The 24765-nt window shown below is 55.2% G+C and carries 31 protein-coding genes; 22 read left to right on the top strand and 9 right to left on the bottom strand.

From position 1 onward, the window contains the following. On the bottom strand, positions 1 to 1098 hold the full coding sequence (locus C5B90_RS03020; protein ID WP_115879002.1) for a hypothetical protein: 1098 nt from the start codon (positions 1096 to 1098) through the stop codon (positions 1 to 3). Positions 1099 to 1296: 198 nt separating this feature from the next. Between C5B90_RS03020 and C5B90_RS03015 the strand changes: the two genes are divergently transcribed. Both C5B90_RS03015 and C5B90_RS21010 read left to right on the top strand, forming a co-directional pair. Next, positions 1297 to 1647 (top strand): hypothetical protein, encoded by a 351-nt coding sequence (locus C5B90_RS03015; RefSeq protein ID WP_115879000.1) that lies wholly within the window; start codon positions 1297 to 1299, stop codon positions 1645 to 1647. 28 nt (positions 1648 to 1675) lie between these two features. Next, on the top strand, positions 1676 to 1939 hold the full coding sequence (locus tag C5B90_RS21010) for a PhiH1 repressor (protein WP_115878999.1): 264 nt from the start codon (positions 1676 to 1678) through the stop codon (positions 1937 to 1939). A gap of 155 nt (positions 1940 to 2094) precedes the next feature. Here C5B90_RS21010 and C5B90_RS03005 read toward each other — a convergent pair whose 3' ends face one another. Continuing rightward, a complete protein-coding gene (locus tag C5B90_RS03005; protein WP_115878997.1) occupies positions 2095 to 3345 on the bottom strand; it encodes a DNA cytosine methyltransferase in 1251 nt (416 codons plus the stop codon). 148 nt (positions 3346 to 3493) lie between these two features. Here C5B90_RS03005 and C5B90_RS20245 point away from each other — a divergent pair, with 148 nt between their 5' ends. The 4 genes from C5B90_RS20245 (at position 3494) to C5B90_RS02995 (ending at position 8299) form a co-directional block, all read left to right on the top strand. Continuing rightward, positions 3494 to 4522, top strand: coding sequence for an HD domain-containing protein (locus tag C5B90_RS20245; RefSeq protein WP_148708191.1), 1029 nt, complete (start codon positions 3494 to 3496; stop codon positions 4520 to 4522). Then, positions 4522 to 6312: a hypothetical protein gene (locus tag C5B90_RS20240; RefSeq protein WP_148708190.1), complete on the top strand. Its 1791-nt coding sequence runs from the start codon at positions 4522 to 4524 to the stop codon at positions 6310 to 6312. The genes C5B90_RS20245 and C5B90_RS20240 overlap by 1 nt, the downstream gene beginning before the upstream one ends. After that, positions 6312 to 7286, top strand: a complete 975-nt coding sequence (locus C5B90_RS20235; protein WP_148708189.1) for a hypothetical protein — start codon at positions 6312 to 6314, stop codon at positions 7284 to 7286. Before C5B90_RS20240 ends, C5B90_RS20235 begins: the two co-directional genes overlap by 1 nt. Before the next feature lie 257 nt (positions 7287 to 7543). Further along, positions 7544 to 8299 carry a PD-(D/E)XK nuclease family protein gene (locus C5B90_RS02995; RefSeq protein ID WP_115878993.1) on the top strand — a complete coding sequence of 252 codons (756 nt, stop codon included), beginning with the start codon at positions 7544 to 7546 and terminating at the stop codon, positions 8297 to 8299. A gap of 45 nt (positions 8300 to 8344) precedes the next feature. On the opposite strand, the gene C5B90_RS20230 is transcribed toward C5B90_RS02995, so the two are convergent. Further along, entirely contained in the window at positions 8345 to 8527 is a 183-nt protein-coding gene (locus tag C5B90_RS20230; protein ID WP_148708188.1) for an AbrB/MazE/SpoVT family DNA-binding domain-containing protein, read from the bottom strand. A gap of 174 nt (positions 8528 to 8701) precedes the next feature. Here C5B90_RS20230 and dcm point away from each other — a divergent pair, with 174 nt between their 5' ends. Continuing rightward, positions 8702 to 10153 carry a DNA (cytosine-5-)-methyltransferase gene (gene dcm, locus C5B90_RS02990; protein WP_115878991.1) on the top strand — a complete coding sequence of 484 codons (1452 nt, stop codon included), beginning with the start codon at positions 8702 to 8704 and terminating at the stop codon, positions 10151 to 10153. Positions 10154 to 10160: 7 nt separating this feature from the next. Here the strand turns inward: dcm and C5B90_RS02985 are convergent, their stop codons facing one another. Further along, on the bottom strand, positions 10161 to 11270 hold the full coding sequence (locus C5B90_RS02985) for a restriction endonuclease, SacI family (protein ID WP_115878989.1): 1110 nt from the start codon (positions 11268 to 11270) through the stop codon (positions 10161 to 10163). A 165-nt stretch (positions 11271 to 11435) separates the two neighbouring features. Here C5B90_RS02985 and C5B90_RS02980 point away from each other — a divergent pair, with 165 nt between their 5' ends. Further along, complete coding sequence (locus C5B90_RS02980; RefSeq protein WP_115878987.1) at positions 11436 to 12071, top strand: hypothetical protein; 636 nt, start codon at positions 11436 to 11438, stop codon at positions 12069 to 12071. 55 nt (positions 12072 to 12126) lie between these two features. Here C5B90_RS02980 and C5B90_RS02975 read toward each other — a convergent pair whose 3' ends face one another. From C5B90_RS02975 to C5B90_RS02960, 4 genes are all read right to left on the bottom strand, one after another. After that, entirely contained in the window at positions 12127 to 12477 is a 351-nt protein-coding gene (locus C5B90_RS02975; RefSeq protein WP_115878985.1) for a hypothetical protein, read from the bottom strand. A 151-nt stretch (positions 12478 to 12628) separates the two neighbouring features. After that, positions 12629 to 13618: a Cdc6/Cdc18 family protein gene (locus tag C5B90_RS02970; protein ID WP_115878983.1), complete on the bottom strand. Its 990-nt coding sequence runs from the start codon at positions 13616 to 13618 to the stop codon at positions 12629 to 12631. A gap of 851 nt (positions 13619 to 14469) precedes the next feature. Next, positions 14470 to 14769: a type II toxin-antitoxin system RelE/ParE family toxin gene (locus C5B90_RS02965; protein ID WP_115878981.1), complete on the bottom strand. Its 300-nt coding sequence runs from the start codon at positions 14767 to 14769 to the stop codon at positions 14470 to 14472. Then, entirely contained in the window at positions 14762 to 14956 is a 195-nt protein-coding gene (locus C5B90_RS02960; RefSeq protein WP_115878979.1) for a hypothetical protein, read from the bottom strand. The genes C5B90_RS02965 and C5B90_RS02960 overlap by 8 nt, the downstream gene beginning before the upstream one ends. Positions 14957 to 15144: 188 nt before the next feature. On the opposite strand from C5B90_RS02960, the gene C5B90_RS02955 reads away from it, so the two are divergent. The 4 genes from C5B90_RS02955 (at position 15145) to C5B90_RS02935 (ending at position 17349) form a co-directional block, all read left to right on the top strand. Beyond that, positions 15145 to 15483, top strand: a complete 339-nt coding sequence (locus tag C5B90_RS02955; RefSeq protein WP_115878977.1) for a DUF6516 family protein — start codon at positions 15145 to 15147, stop codon at positions 15481 to 15483. 21 nt (positions 15484 to 15504) lie between these two features. Beyond that, positions 15505 to 15954 carry a hypothetical protein gene (locus C5B90_RS02950; RefSeq protein ID WP_394337526.1) on the top strand — a complete coding sequence of 150 codons (450 nt, stop codon included), beginning with the start codon at positions 15505 to 15507 and terminating at the stop codon, positions 15952 to 15954. A 437-nt stretch (positions 15955 to 16391) separates the two neighbouring features. Next, a complete protein-coding gene (locus C5B90_RS02940) occupies positions 16392 to 16802 on the top strand; it encodes a hypothetical protein (RefSeq protein WP_115878973.1) in 411 nt (136 codons plus the stop codon). Between the two features lie 100 nt (positions 16803 to 16902). Then, the gene (locus tag C5B90_RS02935) at positions 16903 to 17349 is read left to right on the top strand and encodes a hypothetical protein (protein WP_115878971.1); all 447 of its coding nucleotides are present in this window, start codon (positions 16903 to 16905) and stop codon (positions 17347 to 17349) included. Between the two features lie 164 nt (positions 17350 to 17513). Here the strand turns inward: C5B90_RS02935 and C5B90_RS02930 are convergent, their stop codons facing one another. Next, positions 17514 to 17744, bottom strand: coding sequence for a hypothetical protein (locus C5B90_RS02930; protein ID WP_004972454.1), 231 nt, complete (start codon positions 17742 to 17744; stop codon positions 17514 to 17516). Between the two features lie 169 nt (positions 17745 to 17913). Between C5B90_RS02930 and C5B90_RS20495 the strand changes: the two genes are divergently transcribed. The 10 genes from C5B90_RS20495 (at position 17914) to C5B90_RS02885 (ending at position 24688) form a co-directional block, all read left to right on the top strand. Beyond that, positions 17914 to 18057, top strand: coding sequence for a hypothetical protein (locus C5B90_RS20495; protein ID WP_158547209.1), 144 nt, complete (start codon positions 17914 to 17916; stop codon positions 18055 to 18057). Then, positions 18050 to 18445, top strand: coding sequence for a hypothetical protein (locus tag C5B90_RS02925; protein ID WP_115878969.1), 396 nt, complete (start codon positions 18050 to 18052; stop codon positions 18443 to 18445). Before C5B90_RS20495 ends, C5B90_RS02925 begins: the two co-directional genes overlap by 8 nt. Continuing rightward, a complete protein-coding gene (locus tag C5B90_RS02920) occupies positions 18432 to 19925 on the top strand; it encodes a hypothetical protein (protein ID WP_115878967.1) in 1494 nt (497 codons plus the stop codon). The genes C5B90_RS02925 and C5B90_RS02920 overlap by 14 nt, the downstream gene beginning before the upstream one ends. 3 nt (positions 19926 to 19928) lie before the next feature. After that, complete coding sequence (locus tag C5B90_RS02915) at positions 19929 to 20426, top strand: hypothetical protein (RefSeq protein WP_052367908.1); 498 nt, start codon at positions 19929 to 19931, stop codon at positions 20424 to 20426. A gap of 63 nt (positions 20427 to 20489) precedes the next feature. Continuing rightward, positions 20490 to 20846 (top strand): hypothetical protein, encoded by a 357-nt coding sequence (locus C5B90_RS02910; protein ID WP_115878965.1) that lies wholly within the window; start codon positions 20490 to 20492, stop codon positions 20844 to 20846. After that, the gene (locus C5B90_RS02905; RefSeq protein WP_199517429.1) at positions 20843 to 21370 is read left to right on the top strand and encodes a hypothetical protein; all 528 of its coding nucleotides are present in this window, start codon (positions 20843 to 20845) and stop codon (positions 21368 to 21370) included. Before C5B90_RS02910 ends, C5B90_RS02905 begins: the two co-directional genes overlap by 4 nt. Continuing rightward, positions 21367 to 21642: a hypothetical protein gene (locus C5B90_RS02900; RefSeq protein WP_115828036.1), complete on the top strand. Its 276-nt coding sequence runs from the start codon at positions 21367 to 21369 to the stop codon at positions 21640 to 21642. Before C5B90_RS02905 ends, C5B90_RS02900 begins: the two co-directional genes overlap by 4 nt. Before the next feature lie 54 nt (positions 21643 to 21696). Next, entirely contained in the window at positions 21697 to 22119 is a 423-nt protein-coding gene (locus tag C5B90_RS02895) for a hypothetical protein (protein WP_115878963.1), read from the top strand. Positions 22120 to 22131: 12 nt separating this feature from the next. After that, on the top strand, positions 22132 to 23916 hold the full coding sequence (locus tag C5B90_RS02890; RefSeq protein ID WP_115878961.1) for a hypothetical protein: 1785 nt from the start codon (positions 22132 to 22134) through the stop codon (positions 23914 to 23916). Next, entirely contained in the window at positions 23909 to 24688 is a 780-nt protein-coding gene (locus C5B90_RS02885) for a hypothetical protein (RefSeq protein ID WP_115880538.1), read from the top strand. The genes C5B90_RS02890 and C5B90_RS02885 overlap by 8 nt, the downstream gene beginning before the upstream one ends. Positions 24689 to 24765: the final 77 nt, after the last annotated feature.

Genomic DNA, 24765 nt, shown 5'->3' with positions numbered 1-24765 from the left:
TTATGCAGCAGTCTGAGATTCGTAGAGCTTCATTCTCGCCCCACCATCTAACATCTGAATCACGGCGAGGTAGAACTCAATCAGCGATGGGAACGAACAGTTGTGCTTCGGGATGATCCGCATTGAGTTCTCAGTGGCACTCACGTTGAACAGGGAACCTCTATTCTCGTCCGTTACTTGCGCAGAGAAGTCGAGAGAGCCCGCTTGCTTCGTAACGTCTGTAAAGCTGAAATTCAGGTCTTGGCTGTTCTTCGTGCCTCTGATAAAACTCTCGGCTTGCATCAACGTAACTGGCTGATCAAAATCTATCTCACCAGAACTCACCTCCGCGACTTGGAGTTTCAAGTTTCCCGGCTCCACCTCCCGCTTCTCAAACTTGATCTGGTTTGCTACGTCAAGTAACTCAAGAACATTGACCACGACTTCATTCAGGAGTTCGAACAAGATATTGAAGCTCTCCTGATTGACCGTCTCTAGAGTGAACTTGCCGGACGTGTCGATTCTGATGGAGACGTTTTCGTGTTCATACTGGATTCGAGTAGGGACGACGCCGTACTCGTTGCGAAACTCATCGAGTCGGTCACGACCATCGATTCCCTTGTACTCGATTTCACGGTCGACATCTGGGCGGGTGCGAGCATCTGCAAGACTAGGGACACGCTTTGATTTAAACTCAGAAATGCGCATGTCCTCGTAACTACTGAGGACGATCTCGTTCATTGTCTGGAAGTCCTCAGTCATAATCGGCATCGGTGAGAGGCAATCGCTATGTTCTGAAACGGGGCGCAGCGCTTGTCGAATTGCCTCCTCTGTCTCAGCCGTAACTACCATCTGGAGATCGTCTTTGTACTCTCCGACGTAGAACTTCGCTGGCTGTTCAGCGCCCTTTCGATTCCGGTACTCTCCGACAAATTTCGTTATCTCACCGAGATCTTCGGTTTCGTAATGTTCGTCGAGATACTCCCTCCAGCCGTCATCTGAGAGGTAGAGGAAAGACTTCACTCGCTGTCCGTGGTACCCCGATAGAACAGACTCAGGCGAGTCTATAATGACTCGGCAGAAATCCTTGAGATTGTATTCACCTTCGGGAATATGCATTGGAGTACCTCTGACTATCGTCTACTTCTTGGATATGTGACTCCCGTCCGTATATTAGTTCCCCATCTTGGGTGAAAGTGAAAAAGACATGTAGCCTGACTAATCCCTCCTCAAAACACCTTCTGCCTGAGCGAAACACAGGTGCCACTATTCATGAGATCTCATAGTACCGCTTCGTTCTCTCCCACGTATCCGACGATGGACCGCGACGACATCCGCGAAGCGCTCAATTGGTTCCGTGCCATTGATCCCGAGGTCGTCTTCCACGAACCCATCAATCCCCGAGGGATGAACTTCGAGCTGTGCGTCGACGCATTGCGTGGCGCCGGCTTCGAAGCAGCAGCGTCAGCGTTTGAGGAACTACTCGACCGAGAGACCTGGGTTGAGTACGCGCTTGAACAGATTCAGATGGTTCGCGATGTAGCTGCGGAACTCGGTGGGCCGACTATTCACACGTGGCCCGATCGGGAACTAATCGGGTCGACAAGTGGTGAGACACGAGAGCAGTTGGTGAGGATGAAGAACGAGGTTTCGGCAGAAGCGTGGTGATTTGAACTCAGACGGATGGTGAAACGATATGCGACAGAGCGCGGAGTGGATGACGCCCTCTGATGACCGGATTCTTGAGTTGCTTCGAGAGTACGGTAATCTCACTCCTCGTGCTGTCGAAGACTTTGGCGGCCCCTCGATGGGTCATGCGCAAGACCGTCTTCCGCTGCTGACTAAGTATGGACTGGCCACGCGGCTTTCGCGCGGCCTCTACGCGATCTCGGACGACGGACTCGCGTACTTGGACGAAGAACTGGACGCATCGACGTTGAAGTCCGTCGACGACGAGTAACTGTTTTTGTGGTGTCTCGCTGTTCGTGGCCACGGCAAGTTAGCCGAGGGTGGTTAGTTAGAAAGGGATGATTGGGTGGTGTCCGGATTGGCCGGACTCTATTATTTGAGTCTTATTCCGTCGATTCCCACCGGGTCTATTCGGTTTCTGAAGAACTAGTCGTCTTGGGCCTCGCCCGACATTGCACCTGAAGAGATGGGTGAAGAGCTAGAGCTGTCATTTAAAACATCAACCATAGCTCCACCAACAGCTTTTGCTAACCTGACTGGAACCGCGTTGCCAACCATTTGTTGACGGGCATTGAACGATTCACCGACGAATCGGTAATGGTCTGGGAAAGACTGAAGCCGTGCAGCCTCACGGACAGACAGTAGCCGGTCTTGGTCACCAGTATTTTCTTCACCGGGGGATTCCTTTAGTGGATGAACCATCATCTGCTTTCGAAAGTTTGCAACGGTATATGCCGGCATGTCTGGCTTCAATCTGCGATATATGTGGTCATGCGTTTGACTTCTATTCTTATAATTTGACATCAACTCTGCGGGGATATCCTCCCAATTCCCACCTTGACTAATATACTTGAATCGGCGATATGTTGACTCTCTATTTACTGTTGTTCGGTGATTGTAGACCACGGAGTCTTCTATCTGGGACCGCATGCTTCTAACATACTCTGTGAGATACTCAACAGGTGGGTCATATTCCATTACTTCGCTACCGCCTCCACCTTTAGGGAGTCGTGGAAGATCGTATATAGCATCCCGAACCGTGACTGGATCATCTAAGTGTGGATCATGTTCGAACTCTTCATACTCTCTAGCCCCGGGGTTGTGTGTAGTCTGAGGAAAATTAGGGCGTCCTTCTGAAGAGGCTATGAAGAAAACTCGACGTCGTAATTGTGGTACACCATATTCATCAGCATGGAGAACCCCAAAGCGGTGATGGAATCCCCAGTCTTGGAGAGTGTCCAGGATACTATCCTTATATTGTCCCTCTTCCATAGTCAGAAGTGGAGGGACGTTTTCTAATATGATTCCGCGAGGACTGAACTCTTCAGCAATCTCAAGAAACAGTTCTGGGAGAACATTCAAAGGATTATCCCGGTTTTGTGTGATCGAATTCGCTTTCGAGAAGCCCTTACAGGGAGGCCCACCAGCCACTATATCAATATCTTCTGGGTCAAATCCGTTTCCTCGAATTTCTTCTGATATTTTTTCATGTATGTTGGAGCTGGTGAGGTCAAGACAGACGCCTCTGCCATCATGATTGTAAGAGTAGGTTGAGATGGAGTGGTGGTCAGCATCAACACCAGCAACAACCTCGATACCTGCTTGCTCCAGACCAAAGCTGAGTCCCCCTGCACCGCAAAATAGATCTAAAGCAGTCAGTTTGCAACCCGAATTCATCTGGTCAAAAGAACTGCATCGCTGTACTTTAGTTTGATGACTCTTTATCGTGATCCAACTGTACTACTTTCTATTCAATCGAAGGGTATAGTAATATCCATCACCTTGTCCGGACAACGAATGGATTTGACGCCCATTAAGTATAAATATGCCAACACTTGAGGAAGCATTGGAATCAATTGCTGATGACGGCAGCGAGTCTGCTGACACACTACTGCACAATTACAGAAATGTGAAGAAATATCTAGAGCGACAGTACTACCCGTGGGTGCTCAATAATTGTCAGTGGTTTACAGACCATGGGGAGAAGCATGTTAAATCCGTAATCAACCAATTGAATTGCCTCCTAAGTGAGGAAATGGAATCAGATGAGTACGGATCTCTTAGCTATATGGATATGTATCTTCTACTTACTGCCACCATTTGGCATGACGTGGGAATGGTAAGCCAACGGGCAGGGCATGAAGATGAAACCGCGAGAATCGCCAAGGAGATCCAAGATCTCGCCTTCCCAAATACAGGTATACAAAGTGTCGTCAGCCGAATCGTCAAAGCACATACCGGGGACGGAAAGAATGGGCTAGAGATACCACGAACGAAGACCGAAGTCACGATCGGACATGAGTCGTTTACTGTAAAATCCAGATCATTGTCTGCATTGTTGAGATTTGCTGACGAAATCTCTGAGAACCAAGAGAGGGTAAGTGCGGGTAGGGCTATTTGGGAGAACGTACCCGAAGAAAGTGAAATATATTGGCGATTTGCAGACTCGATCACGGGTATTGTCCCCAAGCCGAGACGGAACACAGTTAGTGTCAATATTGAATTGACAGAGGAAAGTGCAATGAAACGGTTCCCTGTTCCGGACGAGTACCAATCTCGAGCCACAGATGGGGAGATCACCCTCATAGAATACATAATATGTCGGCTTGAGAAAATGAACAACGAGAAAGTGTACTGCGCTTCCGAGTTCAGGGAGTTCGTTGATATAAGAGATATGCACGTGAGGCTGAGTTTAATGGGTGAAGTGGGTGAAATTGAAGAAGAAATAAATGAAACACTCGGTGTGTCAGGTCTCGCGGGGGCAGATGGATATCCTAACGTAGAGATCTATGACAAGTTCTTTGAAAAGAATCAAAATCTTAACCCGGAAAAACTTGAGGCGGTCGAGAAATAATGATTAACATCTCAGAAAACCCGTTTACTGTCCACAGTCCTGATGCCTTAGATCAAGTCTCACCAGAAACAATTGTCGATCTATTTGTTAAGAAACACACACGCTTCTCAGCAATTAACCAGCAGAAGCACTCCTTCTTATGGGGCTCAAGAGGATCAGGGAAGAGTTTCATTCTTCGGTATATGGAACCACAATGTCAGTTTATCGAAGCTGGAGGAGTTGAAGAATTCTTCTCCAAGAACGACCCATATGTCGGTGTTTATACACCTTGTAGTAAAGGTGAAATTGATAAAGAAGAGTTGAACCTACTGAGCAACGCGGAAGCACGTGTAATTACTGAGCACCTCCTAAACTTATCAATAGCAGAAGAGGTTACATCTGTACTTTCATCACAGTTTCCTGAGGATTATTTCAATATAGATGACAAGGTAGAATTTGCAGAACGTGCTGCAAACTTGTTTGATACCGCCTCAATTGCAGCGTCAAAAAACCAAGCAGATAATTACCACAACAAGTCCGATTCTCCACTTAAATGGCTAAACAAGTTGTTTGAAGAAGAAAAGCGGAGAGTCACTCATTACCTGAACAAAGTCCCATTCTCAGAAGACGCTCGCTATCAAGGAGCAACAAGCGGTTACCACGATTTCCTCTTGCCACTAATTTCAAATGTCCAAAATCTGCTACAGCAGCCAAATGTGCCGATATATATCCTGCTTGATGATGCATTCCATTTGACGAAGCGCCAACAACAAGTTGTTAACACGTGGATTGCGAACCGGGATCAGGGAACAGTTTGCGTCAAGGTTTCATCTAGTAAGGAAAGATATGAAACATTCAGCACGGTAGGTCGCGGAAGAATTGAGATACCGCACGACTACACAGAGGTTTCGATTGATGAGATTTATACTAGGAATGATAGCAACTACGCTCAAAAAGTCCGCGAAATTGCGAACAAAAGACTAGAGTTATCAGAAATTCCAGCAAACAACATCGAGGAATTTCTCCCTAAAAACGAGTTTGAGCAAGAATTACTTGAAGAAATTAAAGAACAAGTAGCAGAAGAATGGGTTGAAGAAGATGAACCGGGAGAACGCTCCGACTTTATTAACAGATATGCAAATGCAAGACTGTTCCAGGAATTAGCAGATAGAAAAAATAGAAAAAGTTACGCAGGCTTCGAAAATTTAGTCCATATCTCTTCTGGGAGAATACGGTATTTCCTCGATCCATGCTTCCTAATGGTTGAAGAACTGAAAAGCGATGGAGTGGATGTAGATGAGATGGAAGAGATACCTCCCAGAATTCAAGATAAAATATTGCGAGAGTATTCCCGAGACTTGTTGATTGGTGAGCCTGAGAAGATGAAGAAAGACCTGAAACCAGAGCGACGGAGTCACCTTGACAAATTAATTACGTTAGTTAAATCTCTCGGTCAACTATTCTATAACCGCCTCCATGACAAAGATTCACGCGAGCCACGGATATTTTCGTTTACTATCCGAGAAGAGATTGATGAGGACTCCGAAGTGAAATCAGTACTTGAGCTTGGTCGGGCTATGCAATATTTCCAAAAGGATACATACAGTAGTAAAGATGGAGGGGGAAGAGAAGACTGGTATATCTTGAATCGGAGGCTTGCCCCACAATTTAAAATTGACCCAACAGGGTTCCAAGGGAGGATCAGACTCACACAACGCCAACTAGAAGAGGGTTGCAATGACCCACAGGAATTTGTTCGCAGGGTCCTAGGTGATGATGAAAGACAAAGTGGGCTGGAGGATTTCAACTAATGACCAAGAAATTCAGCTATAGAGAGTTCAGGTCCAAAGGAGGGTTACTTCAAGATACTGAAAAGGACGACCTCTTCATTGTGAGCGCTGGTTTCGAACCGCGTGCAACAGCAGTAGTGGATGCTCTTTCAACCGGGTACCGCGCTAAAGTCGGTATTGTGTATGTGAATGAGGAGTTGCTATCTGATTACGGTGTAGAGTCGACAAAAGACAACCTAAAGTCATTAAAAAATGAGCTTGAAGACTACTGTGATGAGGTTCGAGTAGCTAAAGGAAGTTGGTTGAATTCTGGCAAACAGCTTCAGGCATTTGAGAATGAAATGGCAGATCTCGGTTTTGAGTCAGACAACTCTCTCCGAGTTAGTATTGACTCAACGTGTTTCAGTAAAGAGACTCTTCTAATTCTCCTAAATCTGCTCTATTATCGATTTGAGCCCCAAGATCCAAATGTATTTTATGTGTCACCAAAGAGCCATGGTGAATGGCTGAGTAGGGGGCATAGAAATATTAGGAATATCCTTGGCCAGGCAGGAATACATCAATCAACACGTCCCACGACGTTAGTTCTTTTATCTGGGTTTGAGAGTAATCGGGCTGAAAAGATAATTGAAGAGTTTGAGGCATCCGAGGTGATGCTTGGAATAGGCGACCCACCAACCAATCCAGATTTCCTAGATAGAAATGAAAATGAACAGGACATGATTTTAGCACAGCCAGAGGTAGATACGTTTCAATTCCCAGCAGCATCAATTGATGGCACTAGAGAGATTGTAAGTGACATCATCCAAGACCGAATATCTAAACGAAATGTCGTCGTCGCTCCTCAAAGTACTAAACTGTCCACAATTGGTGCATGGGAGGCGTCAAGGAGTCTTTTTGAGGTGCAGATGAGTTATTCAGTTCCTGGAGAGTACAATTACGACTCATACTCTGAAGGCATTGATAGTTTGTATATTGATACAATATCAATGTAATAATGGTACTCCGAAGGTTTTGGGAGTATATCTAGAATTTTGTAAAATCATGCGTAAATATACAACTATCGTAGGATCTGGAAGTCTTTGCAGGGGGGACTCCATCCAAGACGGCGTATTTCGTTGCTCTCGGGCGTCTAATAAGTACTGTAATTAGACATTTCTGGTGAGTACTATCGTCTTGCATTTGCTCAAAGCAGTTAGCAATCTTATAAGAGGGAAGGTGATGGTCGTACAGAGAAAGTACTAACTGAGCAATGACACTCAACGAGATCCGGGCTCGACGCGACCAACTTGCCACAGAGTACGTCGAACACAAAAACAAGCAACTCTATCCGAGTCAAATCGGCCAACAGTTCTACTGCGAGCAGACCCTCGACCTTCGTGAGAAGCATGGCGACGTTGAGACGGAAGAAAAGACGAAAGGAACAGAAGTCCACAAGAAAGCTGCCGAGGATGCTGTGGAAGTGTCTGACGATGAACTCTGGGAGGGGATTGAGAGTGGTGACCTCCAAATAATCGTCGAGTCTGGTTTCGTTGGCGACGCCGCTGAGTTCTATCTAGGCGGGAAACCAGACGCCATCGTCTTCGAGAATCAAAAACCACAGGTTGTTTTCGACCGAAAAACTTCCTCTCGACCCAGCCAAGTGTACGATAACCAGCGGATTCAGGTCTGGTTGTACGGGTTCATACTTGATCGACTTGGGTTCGACACCGAAGACCTCCGAATCGGGATTCTAAGCCACTCTCGCGACCTTGGTCTCGAACGTGCTAAAGTCCTCCAACAGGAACTTCTTAGCGACTATCCTTCGTTTGGCGTCGGCGACCACAAACTCGATGATAACGTGTTCTACCACGTCTTCGATTATTCCCGAATCGAGTACCTAAACGAACTCAACTGGGCACTCGGGTACTGGCGAGATGAGCGCCCTACGGAACCGACGACAAACCCTGCCAAGTGCCATCGTTGCGAGTACCTTGATGTCTGTTCAGCGACCCCGCTACACGAGTGACTATGACGTCTCATTTTGATGTTGACTGACCGATGAATATTCGACTCACTCCACCTCGTGTATTCGTTCGTACTCGAGGGTCAGGCGATCACCGTCTTCGTCGACGCCGACAAGAAAGACATCTCCCGCAGAAATCCCGTGTTCACGCTTCATTTCAGCAGGAATAGTCAAATCGAGAGATTCGGATCCGTGGTGGACACGGGCCTTCACAGTATGCGGCTCTGGCATTGACAGACGTGTCTGCTTGAGCTGTACATAAGAGCGCTACTGCACATAATGTACATAGAACTCGAAGAATCAGATCCAGCCACCAATCAAGCAGCTCAAACACGATGCCATGGAACCCAGATATCTCCAGTAAGAACACTCTTGTAGCCGTTCGCCAAAATACAGATAACAACGATGAGCGGCCCTACTGCGATTAGCCTCTTCTCTGGGCTGGGCGGGATTGATATCGGCCTCCACCGCGCTGGGGTAGAGACATTAGTAACGCTCGATGCGGATGAACACGCTGCGGCGTCGCTCCGAGCGAACAGTTCGGAGTACGAAGCCGGACTTGCTGGAACGGATGCGAAGTACGACTGGTCGGTCGTTGAGGGTGATATCCACGATATCTCCGCTGAGGAATTGCTCGAAGCCGCTGGGACCGACGAGATCGATTTCATCGTCGGTGGACCACCATGCCAGACGTTTTCTCGATCGAACGAGGGGATGCGACAGGGGACTGACGCTGAACGTGGGTTGCTGTTCGAGGAGTACGTTCGACTGCTCGAGGAGATACAGCCGAAGGCGTTCGTCTTCGAGAACGTCCGTGGACTGGCGTCCGCAAACGACGGCGATGACTTCGAGATTATCACGCGGGCGTTTGCCGACGCGGGGTACACGCTCAACCACTCTGTACTGAACGCCGCTGACTACGGGGTGCCACAAACGCGCGAGCGACTCTTCATCGTCGGCTTTCGCGACGACGAGAAGCCATACTTCCCCGATCCGACGCACGTCGAAGCGAAGAACCCGATTACTGGAAAGCCCTCGTGGGTGACTGCTGAGGAAGCACTGACTGACTTCGATGTCGATGCCGAGTTGACGGCTGATAGTGGGTACGTGAACGCTGTCGGCGGCAAGTACGGCTACCTTCTCAAGGATGTTCCGCCAGGTGGCAACTACCAGCATTTCTCTGAGCGGAAGTACGTCCCCGAGAAGGGCGAGTACGTGGAGCGAGACGATGACGAACTCGATGAGAAGGTGTTTGACTGGCGTTCGCGACACTACAACTACCTCCTCAAACAAGACCCAGACCGCCCGACATGGACGCTCCAAGCCTCGCCGGGAACGTACGTCGGACCTTTCCACTGGCGGTCTCGTCGCTACTCCTTCTTGGAGGAGATGCGCTTGATGGACATTCCGGTCGACTACGAAATCTGTGGCCCATGCCGTGAGGTTCAACGACAGATCGGAAACTCGGTCCCTCCTGGACTTGCAGAGTCGATTGTTCGAGCGATGCTGGAACAGTTGGGCATCGAAACACCAGCTGTCAGCGATACGGAGAGATCGGCCTCCGTCCGTGCAGACGGTGGGAACGCCTCGGTCGACATCGATGCGACCGTGACTGTTTCACCTGAATACTCCCCGTGGCACTACGTCGAATCTATTCTCCCGAAGCTCGAACGAGGAGAATCTGTGTCAATCGTCGGCCGTGGAAAGCGCATCGCACAGGCTGTCGACGTACTCGAGTTACTTCGGCGACGGCTCGATAGCGATCCCGAAATCAGGCTGACTGAAGACGTGCAAGAAGATCCAAGCGGCAGCAAGAGTGATCGTCTCTCCGTTCTGAACGCGGAAGTGTCACTGTAGACTGCGTTTATTGGGCTAACGATTCGATTCCTGCTTTCCAGTTGGCTTTGCTATCCTCCTGTGCTCGCATATCGTTGAGGAACTCTCCGACGGACTCTCGGAAGCGACGTCGGCCTGCTCTCCGCTGGAATTTCAGACTACTGAGGAGATCGTCGTGTGTGAGGAGAATGAGTTCGATTTCCGCATCTTCGATTGCGGCCATGGCCCGCTTACGTTCGGCTTCCGATCTGAACCCCTGACCGAGCACGAAGAGATACTCACCCAACTCGTGTTCACGGCCGGTAGTGATCGAGTGTTGAATGTCAGCTTTCGTCGCTGGTTTGTCTTTCACCTCAACTGCTTGTAGCAGCTCAGCTTCGTCATCCGATGCGAACACTTCGATGTCGCCAGCGGCGTTCGAGTTCTCGTCGGCAACGTTCACGTGGTCAACTTTGATATACGCATCATCTTTATCGGCGACGAAGTACTGGGCATCGAGTACGCCAGCGGTGACGGCCGCGAGTCGTTCACCAGTACTTGATTCAGTCAAGTACTCGCGAACGACCGCTTCGAGGTCGAGATACGGAACATCAGGTGGGTTCGTGTAACTGACTGTCGTCGGATCGAGTCTCGATACCTCGTAGAGTGTCTGACGGAGCATGTCGATTGGTGCTATCGACCCGTTCTCGACGCCCTCTTGGAGCTCCAGCAGTACATCGATCAGCGTCTGATATAGCTCGTTATTCCGAACCTCGTAGTCTCGGTTGAGTTCTGCCTGACGATAGTAGACGCTATTTGTCCGTGGTTCGTTCGATCCTCCTAATCGCTCACCATTGTCCTTCTCCCAATCGGTGACGACGTCTGTCGCTAACCCTCCAGAGTTAAACGAGCCATCGAGTGTACTACTGTCTTTCAGCGCTAACGTGTGTACCTCAGGATTGACCGCCTTCGAGAGTACGTTCGTCACGAAGATATACTTGAACGTTCTCGTTCCATACTTGTCTGCGGAGACAATTTGGCGTATCTCATCTCTGAGTTCGTCTTTATCCACGTACTCTGACTGACTACTCTCAGTCACCTCGCGCCACGTCTCCCGGAGTAGTTCCTCCGCCGTCTCGTAATCGATCTCCTTCGACATCAGTACTTGTCTGTATCATGACAGTCGAAGGTGGATCCTGAACGTTCGTGCACCTAATACACATTATGCACATAGACTAGTCGTTCTCGTACCGAGTCTACTCACAGTACGTTCTCGACTTGAAAGAGGAATTACAAACATGGGTTCTATCCTATGGATTGTTGTATGAGCAGTACGCGAAGTCTCGTTGGCCAACTCGCTGATTCGTTTGTAGACGTGATTCAGAAGGTAGACGCCGAGATTGGAGAAAACCGGACGTATGGTCCGGGAATTGGCCCTCACGATGAGGACGACCAAATCGATTCACTCGTGCAGGCCGTCACCCAGCGGGACCTGTTTGACGGACTGATTTCAACGGCAAAAAGCGACGTATCCACGGTTCGTTATCCAGGCGGGCAAGCAGCTGATCTCTATCTCGAAGCGGACGAGAAATCAGAGTATTGTGAGGCGAAGTTGTTCCGCTTCCAGAAGGCCAATGGAAATCCGTACGCCCGGGAGTTTAGTAAGGTTTTCAACCCGTTTCAGGATCGGAATCCGCGTTCGTTCATTCACGATGTGAATAAGCTGGCCGCGGCTGAAATTCAATCTACGAAATCATTCTTGGGGATGTATTATCGGCCAGTCGAGGGTGCTGGAACAGAGATCACAGGGGAAGAGATAGCTGACAAGTTCGCGGCTGATGTCACCCATTGGACAGACCATTCAATTGAGGTCGACAATGTTGTTCCGTTCTCTGGGCTTCAACACGAGGTTCATCACCGAGGGGCGGTGCTCACGTGGACACTCGAAAGCGGAAAGTAACTATTGGTCCTCACGGTGTATCACTAATATTCCCTGACGGCCGCTGTAATTAGACCTAAGAGAGCTGTTCAACAAATTCTCTGACAATCTTGACTGCCTCTTCTAGGCTGTCCGCGGAAGTGACGTATTCAGATGAAATTGTTTCGATGAACCCGGGACGGTGATTATCGGGTCCTGCAGTTTCCAACCCATGTATAGACCATTGCTCATGGTATTCGAGACTAACAATACGGACAGGAACATCAGTACCAACGAGGTCAACATTCGAAATATCCCAGTCTATCTCATCTCTGTCTAATGGACGAGACCACTGGTGGGTCCGTGAGTCGACTTTTTCATATGACCACTCACGAGTCATTGACTCAAGAGTATCTGATGGAATCAATCCCTCGTTATACTCAGTCATTCACTAATAGAAGTGACACAGTAAGGGAAGTAAGTACTGTCTGTGCTAAGCTGAAGACAACCTGTCAAATTTCGGTGGGTCTGCCACTATTTCAGTTCATCCGTTAGTGTGAATCATCTCAAAAGCTATCTTTGTCATCTCATAGGTCAGCTCACAACCCCACATACCGCCGCCCATTCGTCTCCCCTCGCGCTTCTACCAAGTTGTAGTCGGCCAACTTCTGCAGGTCACGCCGAAGCGACCGTGCCGCCCGTTCCTCTCCGGATTCCTCGATATACAGCGGCCGCAACTCACCCATCTTCAGCGGGCCGTGCTCGCGAACGAGTTCCAGCAGCGTCGCTTCGTGGACCTTCAATTGACTCGTCGTCTTCTGGCGTAACTCCCCACGCGCCAACGGAACTGCCTCGTCGACGACGGCCGACGTTATCACATCATCGCCGGCCAACTTCGCGGCTCGATAGAGCGACCGAATCGACACGCGAGCATCGCCGGCGGCGTGGTCGGCGATTCGTTCGAGAATCTCCGTCGGCACGTCGTACTGCAGTCCCTCCCGAACTCGCGCATCGAGAATCTCGACCAGCTCCGAGACGCGGTAGGGTTCGCAGTAAATCCGTACGCCCGACCGGAACCGCGAGTGAACCCGCTCGTCCATCGAGGCGAACAGTTCTTCTTCGCGGTTCGTGATCAACACGAGCGTCAGTTCTGGAATCGCATCCAGACTATACAGTAGGTCTGTTTCGTCCAAGCGGTCGACTTCGTCGAGGATGACGACGTACGGTTTGTCGATGGACTCCCGAAGCCGGGTCAGGAGCATGTCGTGGGCCGTCGACCGTCGGTGGAGGTCCCACACTTTCCCGACCTCCGAGAGAATGTCGTAGAGGACGACCCACGGCCGGTGGTCGTCCCAGCAGTTGACGTACTTCGTGACGACGTCCGCCTCGGTTTGGAGCTGCGCGAGTCCGAACCGCGCGGTTGTCGTCTTCCCCACTCCCGAGGGACCGGTGACGATGGTGTTCGATCCCGACTTACCGTTGAGAATGGGTGAGAGAGCCGTCGAGAGGAGGTTCAACTCGTGGTTCCGGTGGACGAGATCGGCGGGTACGAAGGCGTCAACGTCGAATACTTCCTCTCGGGCGATCATTTTGCTGGAGATATCGATGTGGGGGGTACTTAATCGGTAATGAGGGCTGTCCGAATTGGCCGAATCAAGTGTTTGTACACCCACAATTTCTCCCGGAACAACACGCTCGAATCGCAATCGAATCGCGGATGCATGGGGTCGAACCGAAGCACAGTCGTTTCACGACGCAATCGAACGAACCCACAGTTCGAGTCGAGAGGCTCCACAACTGGCAGTAGCGACGGAAGCGAGGGTGTTCAGAACGCGTCGAACCAGCGCACACAGATGCTTCGTCACACCCGAAATTGGGACGCAATCGCGTTCCGAAATCTCCCGGTACACCCCACTTTTGTTGGGGTGTACCGGCGATTCGGGTGTTTGAGGGGGTCGATTCGACCTGCTCAGGTGCCCGTGTGAGCGGCGTCAAGACACGTGTTGGTGAAGCTACAAAGCCGAGAGAGGGCGCACTAACCCACAAATCGAGGGATTGGGATTCGTTTCGAATGTGGGGACCTCGTTTTTGCCGGCGAATTTCTACACCCTTGGTCGGGAATTATCGGGTACACCCTTGCGGGAACTTGGCGTCCATGTACACCCGTGAATTCCGGGGGTGTAGCATCCCTCAACCCGAAATCAGTGTTTGAAAAGGGTGTAGAAAATCCGACTCCAAGATCATGAGCACCGATGATAGATACTGTGTCTAACGAGAGCTATGAATCAGTTCCACTGGTGGCCAGCGTAGGGAGACGATCGACCTTCCATTCAACAACTCGAACAACAACATCGGTGCTGCTGCACCGTAGCCTCTGAGATTGATCTCCTCCCGCGTTGAGTCGCGAGGATACCGCTGGATTGAGATACTTAATAGATTGTCAGAAACCGTATCGCTTGTGGGCATCGTCGATTGGTAGTATTTCGACGACGCGAACCTCTTTTTCGTCTTCCAAGACGGTGTAAATCGCTGTGTAGGTCCGTGAGACGTGCATACGGAACCGATCACGTCGCCCGTCGATGGGCAACTTCTCTTTATCCCCGCGTCCTCGCCCTGGATATGGGTTCTCGCTCAGGTATCCCAGCTTCTCCTTGCAAATTCGTGTCGTCTTCTCATCGGCGACACTCAAGAACTCGCGTGGTTGATCAGCAAGAAGAACAGCGTAGTCGTCCTCAGACATCCTCGAGGGAGGTTAGATCAGCACTGTCTGCGTCCTCCAGCTCTTGGAAGCGCTTTTCGAGGTCTTCACGACGACGACTTTGGGCAAGCTCCTTGAGGAGATCGTCGTATGTCTGCCCCGGCTTTTTTAGTTCGTGAAGTTCTTCCCGAGTCTCTTCGGTCACCGGGATTCGTTTGTCAGCGGACATGCGTTGTAAGGACGTATCGCCTTGACAGTATTAACCGTTTTGTCACTCACGACTCGACGAGTCGATACCGTTCGAGCGCACCGAGATACCGACGGCGGGTCGCCTTCGATCTCGGCACGGAGATGTGCCCTTGGCACCCAGACCAATGGCTAGAGTTATGCCATTGGTCCACGTACCAATAGCTGAGGATGGCCTCGCTGGCCGACGACGACCTTGATGGTGTGAGCAGAGGGGAGAAATACCCCGACGGAACTGTGGTTCGAGTGTTCTGCATGCGAACCTCAGATGATGCGTACCCATCTGGGTGGGCCTACAAGCTCCACTACGGTGCGATACAACCAGACTCTGAACGCACTCTCAAGGATGGAACGATCCGTCGGTACGATAACTCACACGAAGACACAAAAGGCCACGAACTCCACGTCGCGCCGAACCCTGACCCAGAGATCATTGAGTTCCCCGGAATCGTCGAACTCTGGGAGCGGTTCTGGAGCGAGATACCGAAATCGGAGTTCGAACTTAAGTGAGGCCATCTGAGGGATGTCCCAATGTCAGATACTGTGCCACCGCTGCACCCGATGGAACGCGAACTACTCGAAGCCGAATCGACACTCGTCGTTACGGTAAAATCGGAGCGAGAGTTCGAAGAGGACGTTACCGAGAGTCTCACCGCTCTCACAGATGGCGACTCTGTAGACTCCACACCGACGATTACATTCACAAGCTATGATGACCTGATGGCTACGCTAACCCCGCGAACGCTTGACCTCATCAAAGCTATCCGTCGGGAAGAACCATCCAGCATCAACGAGACGGCCCGCGTAGTCAACCGTGACGTGAAGAACGTCCACGAAGAACTCAACCGTCTCGCTCGATTGGGTGTCATCTTCTTCGAGCAAGAGGGCCAGAGTAAGCGACCAGTCGTCTGGTTTGATGAGTTAGTCATTAACCTTCCATTCGACATGGAGAACAACGACACAGCCGCAGCAGCGTCGTAAGACTACGGCTCAACGAGTCGATACCGAGTCCCCCGCGTCGCCCTCTCTTGTTTGATGAGTCGGTCCCGTTCGAGCGCACCGAGATACCGACGGCGGGTCGCCTTCGATTTTGGTACGGAGATATGTGCCTCGTACGCTGCGTGATGAGGTAGACGAGACCTCACCGTAGCGCTTGACGATGTCGTAGCGGAGTCGCTTGTGCGTCGATAATCGACTGCGATGGACACCGAAAGCCCTCAGGAAAACTATCACGAGGCAGTCAGTATTGCTGAAGAACAGTATCTGGTGTTTTTGCAGTAGCGAAGTGGGTTATCCACGGGCATGTCCCGAGGGAAGTACTACCTGCCGAAATAGCCAACTACGAGCCGCGAGTGGACTCGGTCACGATGTCGGTCGAATCGTACGGTCCCACTCGTCCCGACCCGCTGACTCGATTTATGGCCGCCTGCCAGGGCGCTGGTATCGCCGCCATCGCGTCTCCAACGGTCGGGAGCGCGTCGATCCTCGCCGTGAGTGCCGTCACCCACTGGACGCCGAGTGAGCTACTGGGTGGGAATGCGCAAGCCCTGTTGTTGCTGTTCGTGTGTGCAATTGCGGTCGGCTTCATCGCAGGCTCGTACTGGCCGGTGGTTGATGGTCTCCCACAGAAACGCGAACACGAGCTGTACTGGGTTCGAAAGCGATTCACGATGTGTCTCTTTGCAGGCCTAGGGTGTTACGGCGTGTTTTCGCTCATGTTCGTCGTGACGGTCACGGATCTCCTACAGAATATGGTTGGCCTTGGCGCGGCGATTCTCGTGTGTACCTATCTGTATGCGTACTCCGCGGACCGACGCGAGGCGAGGTGAGCTGTCGCATCGATACTGAATAGAGCGTTCATTCCGGTGGATTTCACCTCGGGGCCCGAATCCACATTACCGAGTAGCGACTATTCTGTACGACCTACTCATGGACGATGACCCGGTATTTCGTGAAGTGCAACGGTTTCGCCAGCTATGGCTCTGGGCACTTCTTGGAGGGATTGCACTTCTCATGGTCGTTTCTGGACCCATCTCCTGGGCCGGACTAATTGTCATCGTACCGGTTGCTGGACTCGTCTATAGTCTTCGCCTCCAGACAGAGGTGAGAGTTGACGGTGTCTATTTCAAAATGTGGCCTCTTCACCGGTCATTCCGTCGAATCACGTGGATGGAGATTGAGCACTACGAGTCCAAGGAGTACAAACCACTACGTGAGTTTGGGGGCTGGGGGATCCGGTGGGCACCTGGGAAGATGGCATACAACGTGAGTGGCAGTCAGGGTATCTGGATCGAACGAAAGGATGGGCGTTCAGTCCTCCTCGGGTCGCAACACGCTGAAGAGTTCGTCAAGGCCATCGATGAGGCAACACGGTAGTTTCGTTTGAGCCTATATCCGGACTACAACCGACGAGATGGCGAAAATTCGCTCAGATAGCGTGTGCTGATTCGGCCCCTGTTGCACGAATGTTCTGTCAACTCCGGATGTTAACAGAGTCCGCTGAATGAATGTCGACTCCGTGCTGAACTCACAGTATACAGCTACCGCGATGAACCCGCACCGTCCACTCGATAGATTTTCGCGACACACTGCTCCTCCAACACATCAGGAACGTCCACGTCGCCACCAAACACAGCGTACTCGACGCCGGCTTCGATCTGCGGCGGCGAAATCACAATACCGTTCCCTGACCGATACGCCGACCGTTTGTCGGCGTTCAACAGCGCTTGCAGGACTTCGATTCGCTCGGCGTCTGTTTCGGTGACTGCCATGGACGAACCTGCTGTACCAATCTAGATAACAATCTTGGTGAGATGACCCGTCTTGACGACGCAAGACGGGCCCCAACGATTCCCGACAAGTCCGGATTTTCAGCGTCTTATCGTGTCTTCTAGCGTTTCTTGAATCGTCGGCGACGCCGAACGAGGTCGCCGGCGAACCATGACTGAGGGAGCTGACCGAACTCCAACTGGAGTTCACGGAGAAATCGTCGAGTACCGACGCTCGGAGGTCGAAGAGTGGGAGTCGCTTTTCGCGTCCGACGAAGCAACTATCGAGTCGACGGAGGACCCGCTCGATGGGTGACGTGGCAGTCACCGCGAACGGGCACACCCACGCAATGGCCGTCTCCGACCTCGAGGGAGACATCGAAGTCGACGTGGACGCGGCCACCGACCCCCGTGTCCGACTCCCGACCGACGTGTGCGTGTCCTACGTCGAAGACGACCTCGAAGCCGACGGCGGGGTGCGCGCACACACCCGGAGTCGCGTCGACGGCTACGGACTCGCCGGCAAGACCCGAGACTACGCGATGGCGGGAGCGATGCTGCTCGCGTCGGTTGCGGGGTGGCTCTGGGCATCGGCGGGCGGCGGCATGCAGTTCGCCGCGCTCGTCACCGCGAGTGCCGCCGCCGGACTCGGCGTCATCGCCTACCGGTCCGCCGCAGCGGGGGTGAACCATGTCGGGGAGTAGTCGCCTGTTCTCGCTCCTGTCGGTCGCGATGGCCGTCCTCCTGTTGACCACGCCGGCCGCGGCCACCGACGCATCCTCTGAGATCGACTTCTCGGCGGACGCGACGCCGAACCCGCAGTACGGCGTCCAACTCACGAAGGCGACGCACAACGCCTCGTGGGACTCACCGCTCCGCTACGAGAACAACGACGGTGAGCTCGTCCTCGCGGACGCCGAGGTGAACGACTCGATCGACAACCCGTACTCGTTCTACCCGACGCACGTCGACGCCGCGGACTTCGGTGCGTTCCCGGTCGACAAGGAGAACGTCTCCGCACTCGACGCGAACGAGTGGACCGTCAACGAGTCCGACACGGTGGGCACGACGACGCTCATGTCCGACTCGCCGGCGTCCGGCGTCGACGGCGTGCGGTTCTCGACGACCTCGCAGACGAGCGGCGATGTGGCAGTCTTCGAGTTCTCGAACTTCTCTATCGACAGCGACATCCAGAAGAAGCATCTCGCGACCGCCGTCGACGTCGCCGAACTCGACGCCGGCGCGGTCGTCGAACTTCGCGCGGTCGACGACGACGGTGACTACTACGCGGCCGAAATCAACACGTCTCGCACGTCCGGCTCGAACCTCATCGCGAACGCGACCGGCTCGGGCTACGTCTTCCAAGAGCAGATGGGCCAGATGGACCTCATTACTGCGGGAGACGGCTCCGTCGGGACGCTCGAATCGGTGCAGGTCGTCGTCCGCGACGGCGACGCGGACGTGACGATGTCGATGCTGAACCTCGAGAAGCTCTCGAAGTACAAGCTCGGCACGCGCCTTGAGAATACGGACAACGACGACGAACTCGAGACAGTCGACGTGTACGAGAAGAACGCCTCGGGAACGCTCGCGGTGAACGAACTCTCTTCGCTCGGGTCGTGGGCGAGTTCGGCGGCCATCAAGGGGCTGACCTTCGACGCGAACTTCACGGCCGAGCGACTCGACGCCGAGGACGTCGACGTCAAGTTCAAAGAAACCGGCAACAAGTACCCCGGCTACTTCGGGACCGTCACGGTCCAGTACCGGATGGCGCTGCCGGACGTGTACGACCTCGACTACCAGTTCCCGGCGCTCACCGACGAGCAGTCGGTGACGCGTGACCGCGTCCTCTCGGTCGAACTTGCCGAGGGCGTCTCGGAGTCGACCGCGTTCGAGGATATCGAGTCGTGGACGGACAAGACGGCGCTGTACACGTCGCTGAATGCGTCGGTCACGCTCGACGACACCGTCCAGCCCGGACAGGACACGGTCATCAAGTACGAGTACAAGGTGACCGAGGACCAGTACGACGCGATGCAGCCGTCGGCGCTCGGCGGCGCGGGCTTCTCGTCGGGCGACGGCGGCTGGTTCTCGTTCCTCTCCGGCTTTACGAACTGGATCGCCGCCGGCCTCGCGACTATCGCTGCGACCGTCGGCATCGCATCGAAGCGCTCGGGGGCCTGAACGGTGGTGAACGCGCCTGACGCCTCTGGGGGCAGTTCGTCGTCGAGCGGGTCGAGCGGGCCGCGTCTGGACGGCGCGCGGAGTTACATCGACTTCGCCGACCGATTCGACAACTTCGGTCAGGCGTTCATCGCGACCGTGAGCGGCATCGCCGTCTTCGCCGGGTCGGCGGTCATCGCACTCGGAGAGTCGGTCGTCAACCTCCCCGTCACGCTGTTGGACGCCTTCGGCATCGGTGGCGAGGCGTGGGTGTTCGCGCTGACTCGTGACCCGGCGGAGTTCGTCTCGGCGTCGTTCCAATCGGCGGCGGATTCGCTCCTGACCGGGCCGTTCGCCGAACTCGGGCCGTTCCTCCCGTGGATTGCGGCCGTCGTCGCCATCGGTGTGGTCATGATCCTGACGTGGTATCTCGACCGCCGCGACTCGGACGTGCCGGGCCTGGGCATCGACCTGCCGGTCATCGGAAACGACGAAGACGGCGACTTCACCGACGAGGAGTGATGACGGTGGGTCAGCAACGCGACCGCGGCGCGGTCGGCTCCCGGCGACACCTGGGGGTGACTCATGTCGGGAACTGATGCCGAGCAGTACGTCGCGGACGACGGCTCTATCCGAGTCAAGCAACTCGTCGGAACGCTTCTCGCGGCGGCTGTGACGCTCTTCGGTTCGGTCCAAATCGAACTGCTGTCGGTACTGGTGAGCGCGCAGGTCGCGCTCATCAACTTCGTCGGGCGGTTTCTGACGGCGTTCGTCTCGAACGCGCTCGGCGAGAGTGCGGGAGTGGTGGCCGATAGTTGGCGAGCAGCGGCAATCGCGGCGGTCGAGTTCGGCCCGTTTGCGCCGGTGCTGTTGGCCCTTGAAGCGGTCGCCGTGCTCGTCATCGTCGCGACCATCTGGGACCTTCGGAGGGTCGTCTCGTGAACGCGCCGGACACCGGCGGCGAGACCTACAACAACTCCGGTGCGCCTTCCGGTCCCGACCAGAGGACCGGTACTGACAGCGAGAGCGACGACGGCGGCCTCAGCGTCTTGGGCACGCTCACGTCGTTCTCCGACAACCCGGACCAACTCGAGTCGTTCCTGAAAGCCCCGGCGACGTTCATCGTGACGACCATCGGGACGTGGGTCGTGACGAACGTCTTTTTCCGGCCCGCGGAGTTCGCGTTCGAGACCGTCGACTGGGCGGTCGCGACGACGACCACCGTGATGGAGTCAGCTTTCGGAACGGCCGGTGAGAGTGCGTGGGAGGGGCTCACGCCGGTTCTGGAGCTGCCGACGATGTTCCGCGACCTCCTCGCAGGTCCGTTGATGGACGCCGGCCTCGCCGCCCCGATTGCCGGTGGGTTCGCGTCGGCGCTGTTGGCGGCGGTCGCGACGCTCGTCGTCTATCTGGTCGTCCGGATCATCGTCGATGCGGTCCCCGGTCTCGGAGGGTTGCTCCCGTGAGCGACGACCAACAGAACCCGCTCGAACGAGGCGCGGCGGTTCTCGGGAGCGTCCTCGCCGGTGCGGTGCTCTACCTCAAGTCGTTCGTGACGCTCGACCCGGCGTTCCTGCTCTCGGGCGACTGGTACGGCATCGCGTCGCTGTTCACGCGATTCATCGGTCCCCAACTGCTCCCGGCGCTGCCGTGGAACGCGCTGTTCTTCGCGGCGGCGCTCGGGATGCTCGCGGTTTCGCTGTTCAAACTTAGGAGTTCACGAAATGCAACGAAGTAACACGCAGACGACGAATCGAACGGAAACAGAACCGACGTCGACGGAGGCGGGTCGATGAACGTCCTCGAACTGCTGACATCGAACTGGCTGGCCGTGCTCGGCGGCTTCGCGGCGCTGGTGCTCATCGGCTTCGCGTGGGCGGAGTACGAAGACGAGAAGACCGCCTCAGAAGTCGGTGCTGGCGTCGGAGCGCGTTCCAAGCGTGCCATCGGCGGCGGGGTCGGATTCCTCTCGGCGCTCACCGTGGGCGTCCTTGGCGGTCTCTACGAGGCCGGGATGTCGCTGGGAGACCTCGGTGCCGCGCTGGGCGATCTCTTCGTCAACGCGCCGGAACTCATCTCGGGCATCATCGTCGGCGTGGTCGGGACAGCCGGCCTCTCCGGCGTCGTCCCGCTGTCGACGATTCAGTTCGTCGGCATCGCCATCGTCGCGCTCGGCATCGGCGGCATCGTGGGCCTCCGGCGGGGGACGTTCTGAGGTGCGTCTCGAATGAGACAACCCGTGAGGCTCGCGCTGCTGGCGCTGGTGCTGGTCACACTGTTGGTTCCGGTCGGTGCGGTCGCACAGTCCAACGAAACGGCGACTGAGACGGACTCGGGGCTCACCCTCGAACAGTTGAACGAGCGCGGGCAGAAGCCGGCGAACGCGCCCGACTCGGTCCGAGCGAGCGGAAGCTTCGGGCAGTACGGCGTGAAGTCGCTCCCGACGGGACTGCTGGTCATCGAGGGTGAGGACTCGCCGATGTGGTCGTTCATGAGTCCCGGCGAGACGGTCCGCCGCAACTACGTCCGACTCGAGTCCCGCCGCGCCTTCGGCGTCGAACCCCAGAACGTGACCGTTCGCATCGCCTACTGGAAGGCGGGCACCGTCTCGAAGGAGTTGTCGGACGGGACCGTCGTCGAGGAGGAAGTCGCGAAGAACGTCACCACACACTCCCAGAAGGTCACCGTCTCGGCGGGCTACTCGAAGCCGATTCGCATCGACCTGCTGCCGCACTACGACGACCGGGTTCGGACGACGATGTGTGTCGAAGAGCCCGGTGAACCGAACTGTCTCGCCAACCCCGGCGCAAAGCGCTGGATGTTCTACCACGCCTCGTCGAAGGCGGCGAAGCCCATCGAGACGAACTCGGAAGGATCGCGGCTGGCGTGGTCGATCGGCCTCATCGCGTTCCCCTTTGCCGGCTTCACGTCGGTGACGCTGTTCGTTGGTCGCCGCGCGGTCGAGAAGGCCCGCGGGAATCCCGGCATCTCGCTTCTAGCGTGGATACTGGCGCTCATCGGCATCGGCACCGCGATGGTCGTGTTCTGGCGGCAGGTCTCGTCGTCGCTCATCCGTGCGCCGTGGATGCTCGGCGTCATCGGGGGCATCTTCCTCGGCATCCTCGCGACCGAGTGGTTCGGTGACGACAGCTATCTCGCGCTCTTCGTCCGTCTCCGGGCGAAAGACGGGATGGACTCGATGGTCCGTCAGGCCGCGCCGCAGGACGGAAACAACCGTCCCGACCCACTCGCGGACGACATCGCGACGGACGGCGGGTCGCAGGGCCGACAGACGGTCGACATGGACGCTGTTCCCGGCCGACTCATCGCCGACGTCTACCCACAGCGGATGGTCCGCGGCCCGGACGGCATCCGGTCGGCGGTGAAACGCGGACTGGCGCGGTTCTACGCCCGCGCTCGTGGCGCTCGAGCGGACATGGCAACGAACGGCCGGCCGCAAACGTCTATCGAGGTGAACGGCGGCCCCTACGAGGAACTGTTCTTCCTCGACCCCGAGTCCCAGAGTCCGGTCGAGTACGAACCCGAACGCCACGAGATTCGCTTCCCGGAACTCATCTCCCGCGACGAGGAGGGTCGCCTCGACGTAAACGCGACGGCGATTCTCGGCGGTGTGGCCGCGCTCGGTGCGTCGTGGCTCCTCGGAAGCGTTCTCCTCGATTCGCCGTCGCTCGGACTCCTCATCGGCGGGGGCGTCCTCTTCGCGACGAAGGTGATGCGCCCGGTCTCCGGTCGTTTCGGCGTCGACCTCGCGCCAGTCCACTACGGCAACGCGCTTGCGGCGATGCTGCAGCACGCCGACCAGATTGGGAACGTGAAGTCGTGGGAGACGCTGTTCGACCGCTACCACTCCGAGCGCGCCGAGAACAAGGCGGAAAACAAAGCCCTCTCTGACCGCGCAGAGGCGTCGCAGATGGACACCGTTGCTCGTCGCTACCTCGGCGACGACCATGGCGCGCAGGCGAGCACGGACGGAGGACGGCCCGATGAGTAGCACCTACCGCCGGGCCGACTCGGCCGACACCGAAGACGTGCCACGTCGCGCGCTGGCGAAGCTCTCGGCGGACCAGCGCGACGCCTTCCAGCGACTGCTCGACGGGTTCGAGTCGCGGTCGGGTGTACTCCGATGGATGTCCGAAGTCACCGTCCACACGCTCGGTGCGCTCGAGGACGACTGGTTCGCGGCCGTCATTTCCTCGCCGGGGTCGATGTCGGCGCTCCTCGATGAGCCGTGGGGGCCGCTTCGAGACGCGGACGAGCCCTTCTCATCCGCGACCGCCGACGAGATACGGCGGTCGATGGCCGTGATGGACCTCTTGCCGGCCATTCGCCGCGCTCACCGCGAGTTCCGGTGGTCGGCGAAGGACTACCTCGGAACCGACGAGGTCGGCGATATCCCGGACGCACAGGCACAGCTCCACCCGGCGATGCGGCCCGAACTCGGCACGCTCCAGTCGCGGATGTCGGGGCTCCTCGACGAACTGCTCCGGGGCTTCCGCGACGAGGACGCGTTCGTCGAGTGGGGACAGGAAGTCGTCCAGGCGAGTTACGCCGAAGTCGACGCCGGGGTCATCGAGGCCGCGTACTTCGAACTCCCGGTGCGTCGGCTCCTGCTCTCGGACGACCCTCGCGGCCTGTTCTTCCGCGAGTCGTGGGCAGCGGAGTTCTTCCTCGCCGGGTTCAACGCGAGCGTCCGACAGGTGTCGGGCCGCGCCGCAGAGGTCCCGAGTCAGCCGAATACGGAGCGATTCGTTCCGAATGGATAACATGGTCACGAACAACGCCACCCCGCCTGCGGGGCACGATTGGGGTGAGCGAACCCGACAAGCGGTCGCTCACTCCG

This window comes from Haloferax sp. Atlit-12N, assembly GCF_003383095.1.
Taxonomy (GTDB): domain Archaea; phylum Halobacteriota; class Halobacteria; order Halobacteriales; family Haloferacaceae; genus Haloferax.
Note: the sequence above shows the minus strand (reverse complement) of the source record. Positions and strands in the feature narration are given on the sequence as shown.

Bases quoted from the DNA above. Each gene is read 5' to 3' on its own strand.
- C5B90_RS03020 (WP_115879002.1), bottom strand. From the start codon at position 1,098: ATGCATATTCCCGAAGGTGAATACAATCTCAAGGATTTCTGCCGAGTC.
- C5B90_RS03015 (WP_115879000.1), top strand. From the start codon at position 1,297: ATGGACCGCGACGACATCCGCGAAGCGCTCAATTGGTTCCGTGCCATT.
- C5B90_RS21010 (WP_115878999.1), top strand. From the start codon at position 1,676: ATGCGACAGAGCGCGGAGTGGATGACGCCCTCTGATGACCGGATTCTT.
- C5B90_RS03005 (WP_115878997.1), bottom strand. From the start codon at position 3,345: ATGAATTCGGGTTGCAAACTGACTGCTTTAGATCTATTTTGCGGTGCA.
- C5B90_RS20245 (WP_148708191.1), top strand. From the start codon at position 3,494: ATGCCAACACTTGAGGAAGCATTGGAATCAATTGCTGATGACGGCAGC.
- C5B90_RS20240 (WP_148708190.1), top strand. From the start codon at position 4,522: ATGATTAACATCTCAGAAAACCCGTTTACTGTCCACAGTCCTGATGCC.
- C5B90_RS20235 (WP_148708189.1), top strand. From the start codon at position 6,312: ATGACCAAGAAATTCAGCTATAGAGAGTTCAGGTCCAAAGGAGGGTTA.
- C5B90_RS02995 (WP_115878993.1), top strand. From the start codon at position 7,544: ATGACACTCAACGAGATCCGGGCTCGACGCGACCAACTTGCCACAGAG.
- C5B90_RS20230 (WP_148708188.1), bottom strand. From the start codon at position 8,527: ATGCCAGAGCCGCATACTGTGAAGGCCCGTGTCCACCACGGATCCGAA.
- dcm (WP_115878991.1), top strand. From the start codon at position 8,702: ATGAGCGGCCCTACTGCGATTAGCCTCTTCTCTGGGCTGGGCGGGATT.
- C5B90_RS02985 (WP_115878989.1), bottom strand. From the start codon at position 11,270: ATGTCGAAGGAGATCGATTACGAGACGGCGGAGGAACTACTCCGGGAG.
- C5B90_RS02980 (WP_115878987.1), top strand. From the start codon at position 11,436: ATGAGCAGTACGCGAAGTCTCGTTGGCCAACTCGCTGATTCGTTTGTA.
- C5B90_RS02975 (WP_115878985.1), bottom strand. From the start codon at position 12,477: ATGACTGAGTATAACGAGGGATTGATTCCATCAGATACTCTTGAGTCA.
- C5B90_RS02970 (WP_115878983.1), bottom strand. From the start codon at position 13,618: ATGATCGCCCGAGAGGAAGTATTCGACGTTGACGCCTTCGTACCCGCC.
- C5B90_RS02965 (WP_115878981.1), bottom strand. From the start codon at position 14,769: ATGTCTGAGGACGACTACGCTGTTCTTCTTGCTGATCAACCACGCGAG.
- C5B90_RS02960 (WP_115878979.1), bottom strand. From the start codon at position 14,956: ATGTCCGCTGACAAACGAATCCCGGTGACCGAAGAGACTCGGGAAGAA.
- C5B90_RS02955 (WP_115878977.1), top strand. From the start codon at position 15,145: ATGGCCTCGCTGGCCGACGACGACCTTGATGGTGTGAGCAGAGGGGAG.
- C5B90_RS02950 (WP_394337526.1), top strand. From the start codon at position 15,505: ATGTCAGATACTGTGCCACCGCTGCACCCGATGGAACGCGAACTACTC.
- C5B90_RS02940 (WP_115878973.1), top strand. From the start codon at position 16,392: ATGGCCGCCTGCCAGGGCGCTGGTATCGCCGCCATCGCGTCTCCAACG.
- C5B90_RS02935 (WP_115878971.1), top strand. From the start codon at position 16,903: ATGGACGATGACCCGGTATTTCGTGAAGTGCAACGGTTTCGCCAGCTA.
- C5B90_RS02930 (WP_004972454.1), bottom strand. From the start codon at position 17,744: ATGGCAGTCACCGAAACAGACGCCGAGCGAATCGAAGTCCTGCAAGCG.
- C5B90_RS20495 (WP_158547209.1), top strand. From the start codon at position 17,914: ATGACTGAGGGAGCTGACCGAACTCCAACTGGAGTTCACGGAGAAATC.
- C5B90_RS02925 (WP_115878969.1), top strand. From the start codon at position 18,050: ATGGGTGACGTGGCAGTCACCGCGAACGGGCACACCCACGCAATGGCC.
- C5B90_RS02920 (WP_115878967.1), top strand. From the start codon at position 18,432: ATGTCGGGGAGTAGTCGCCTGTTCTCGCTCCTGTCGGTCGCGATGGCC.
- C5B90_RS02910 (WP_115878965.1), top strand. From the start codon at position 20,490: ATGTCGGGAACTGATGCCGAGCAGTACGTCGCGGACGACGGCTCTATC.
- C5B90_RS02895 (WP_115878963.1), top strand. From the start codon at position 21,697: ATGAACGTCCTCGAACTGCTGACATCGAACTGGCTGGCCGTGCTCGGC.
- C5B90_RS02890 (WP_115878961.1), top strand. From the start codon at position 22,132: ATGAGACAACCCGTGAGGCTCGCGCTGCTGGCGCTGGTGCTGGTCACA.
- C5B90_RS02885 (WP_115880538.1), top strand. From the start codon at position 23,909: ATGAGTAGCACCTACCGCCGGGCCGACTCGGCCGACACCGAAGACGTG.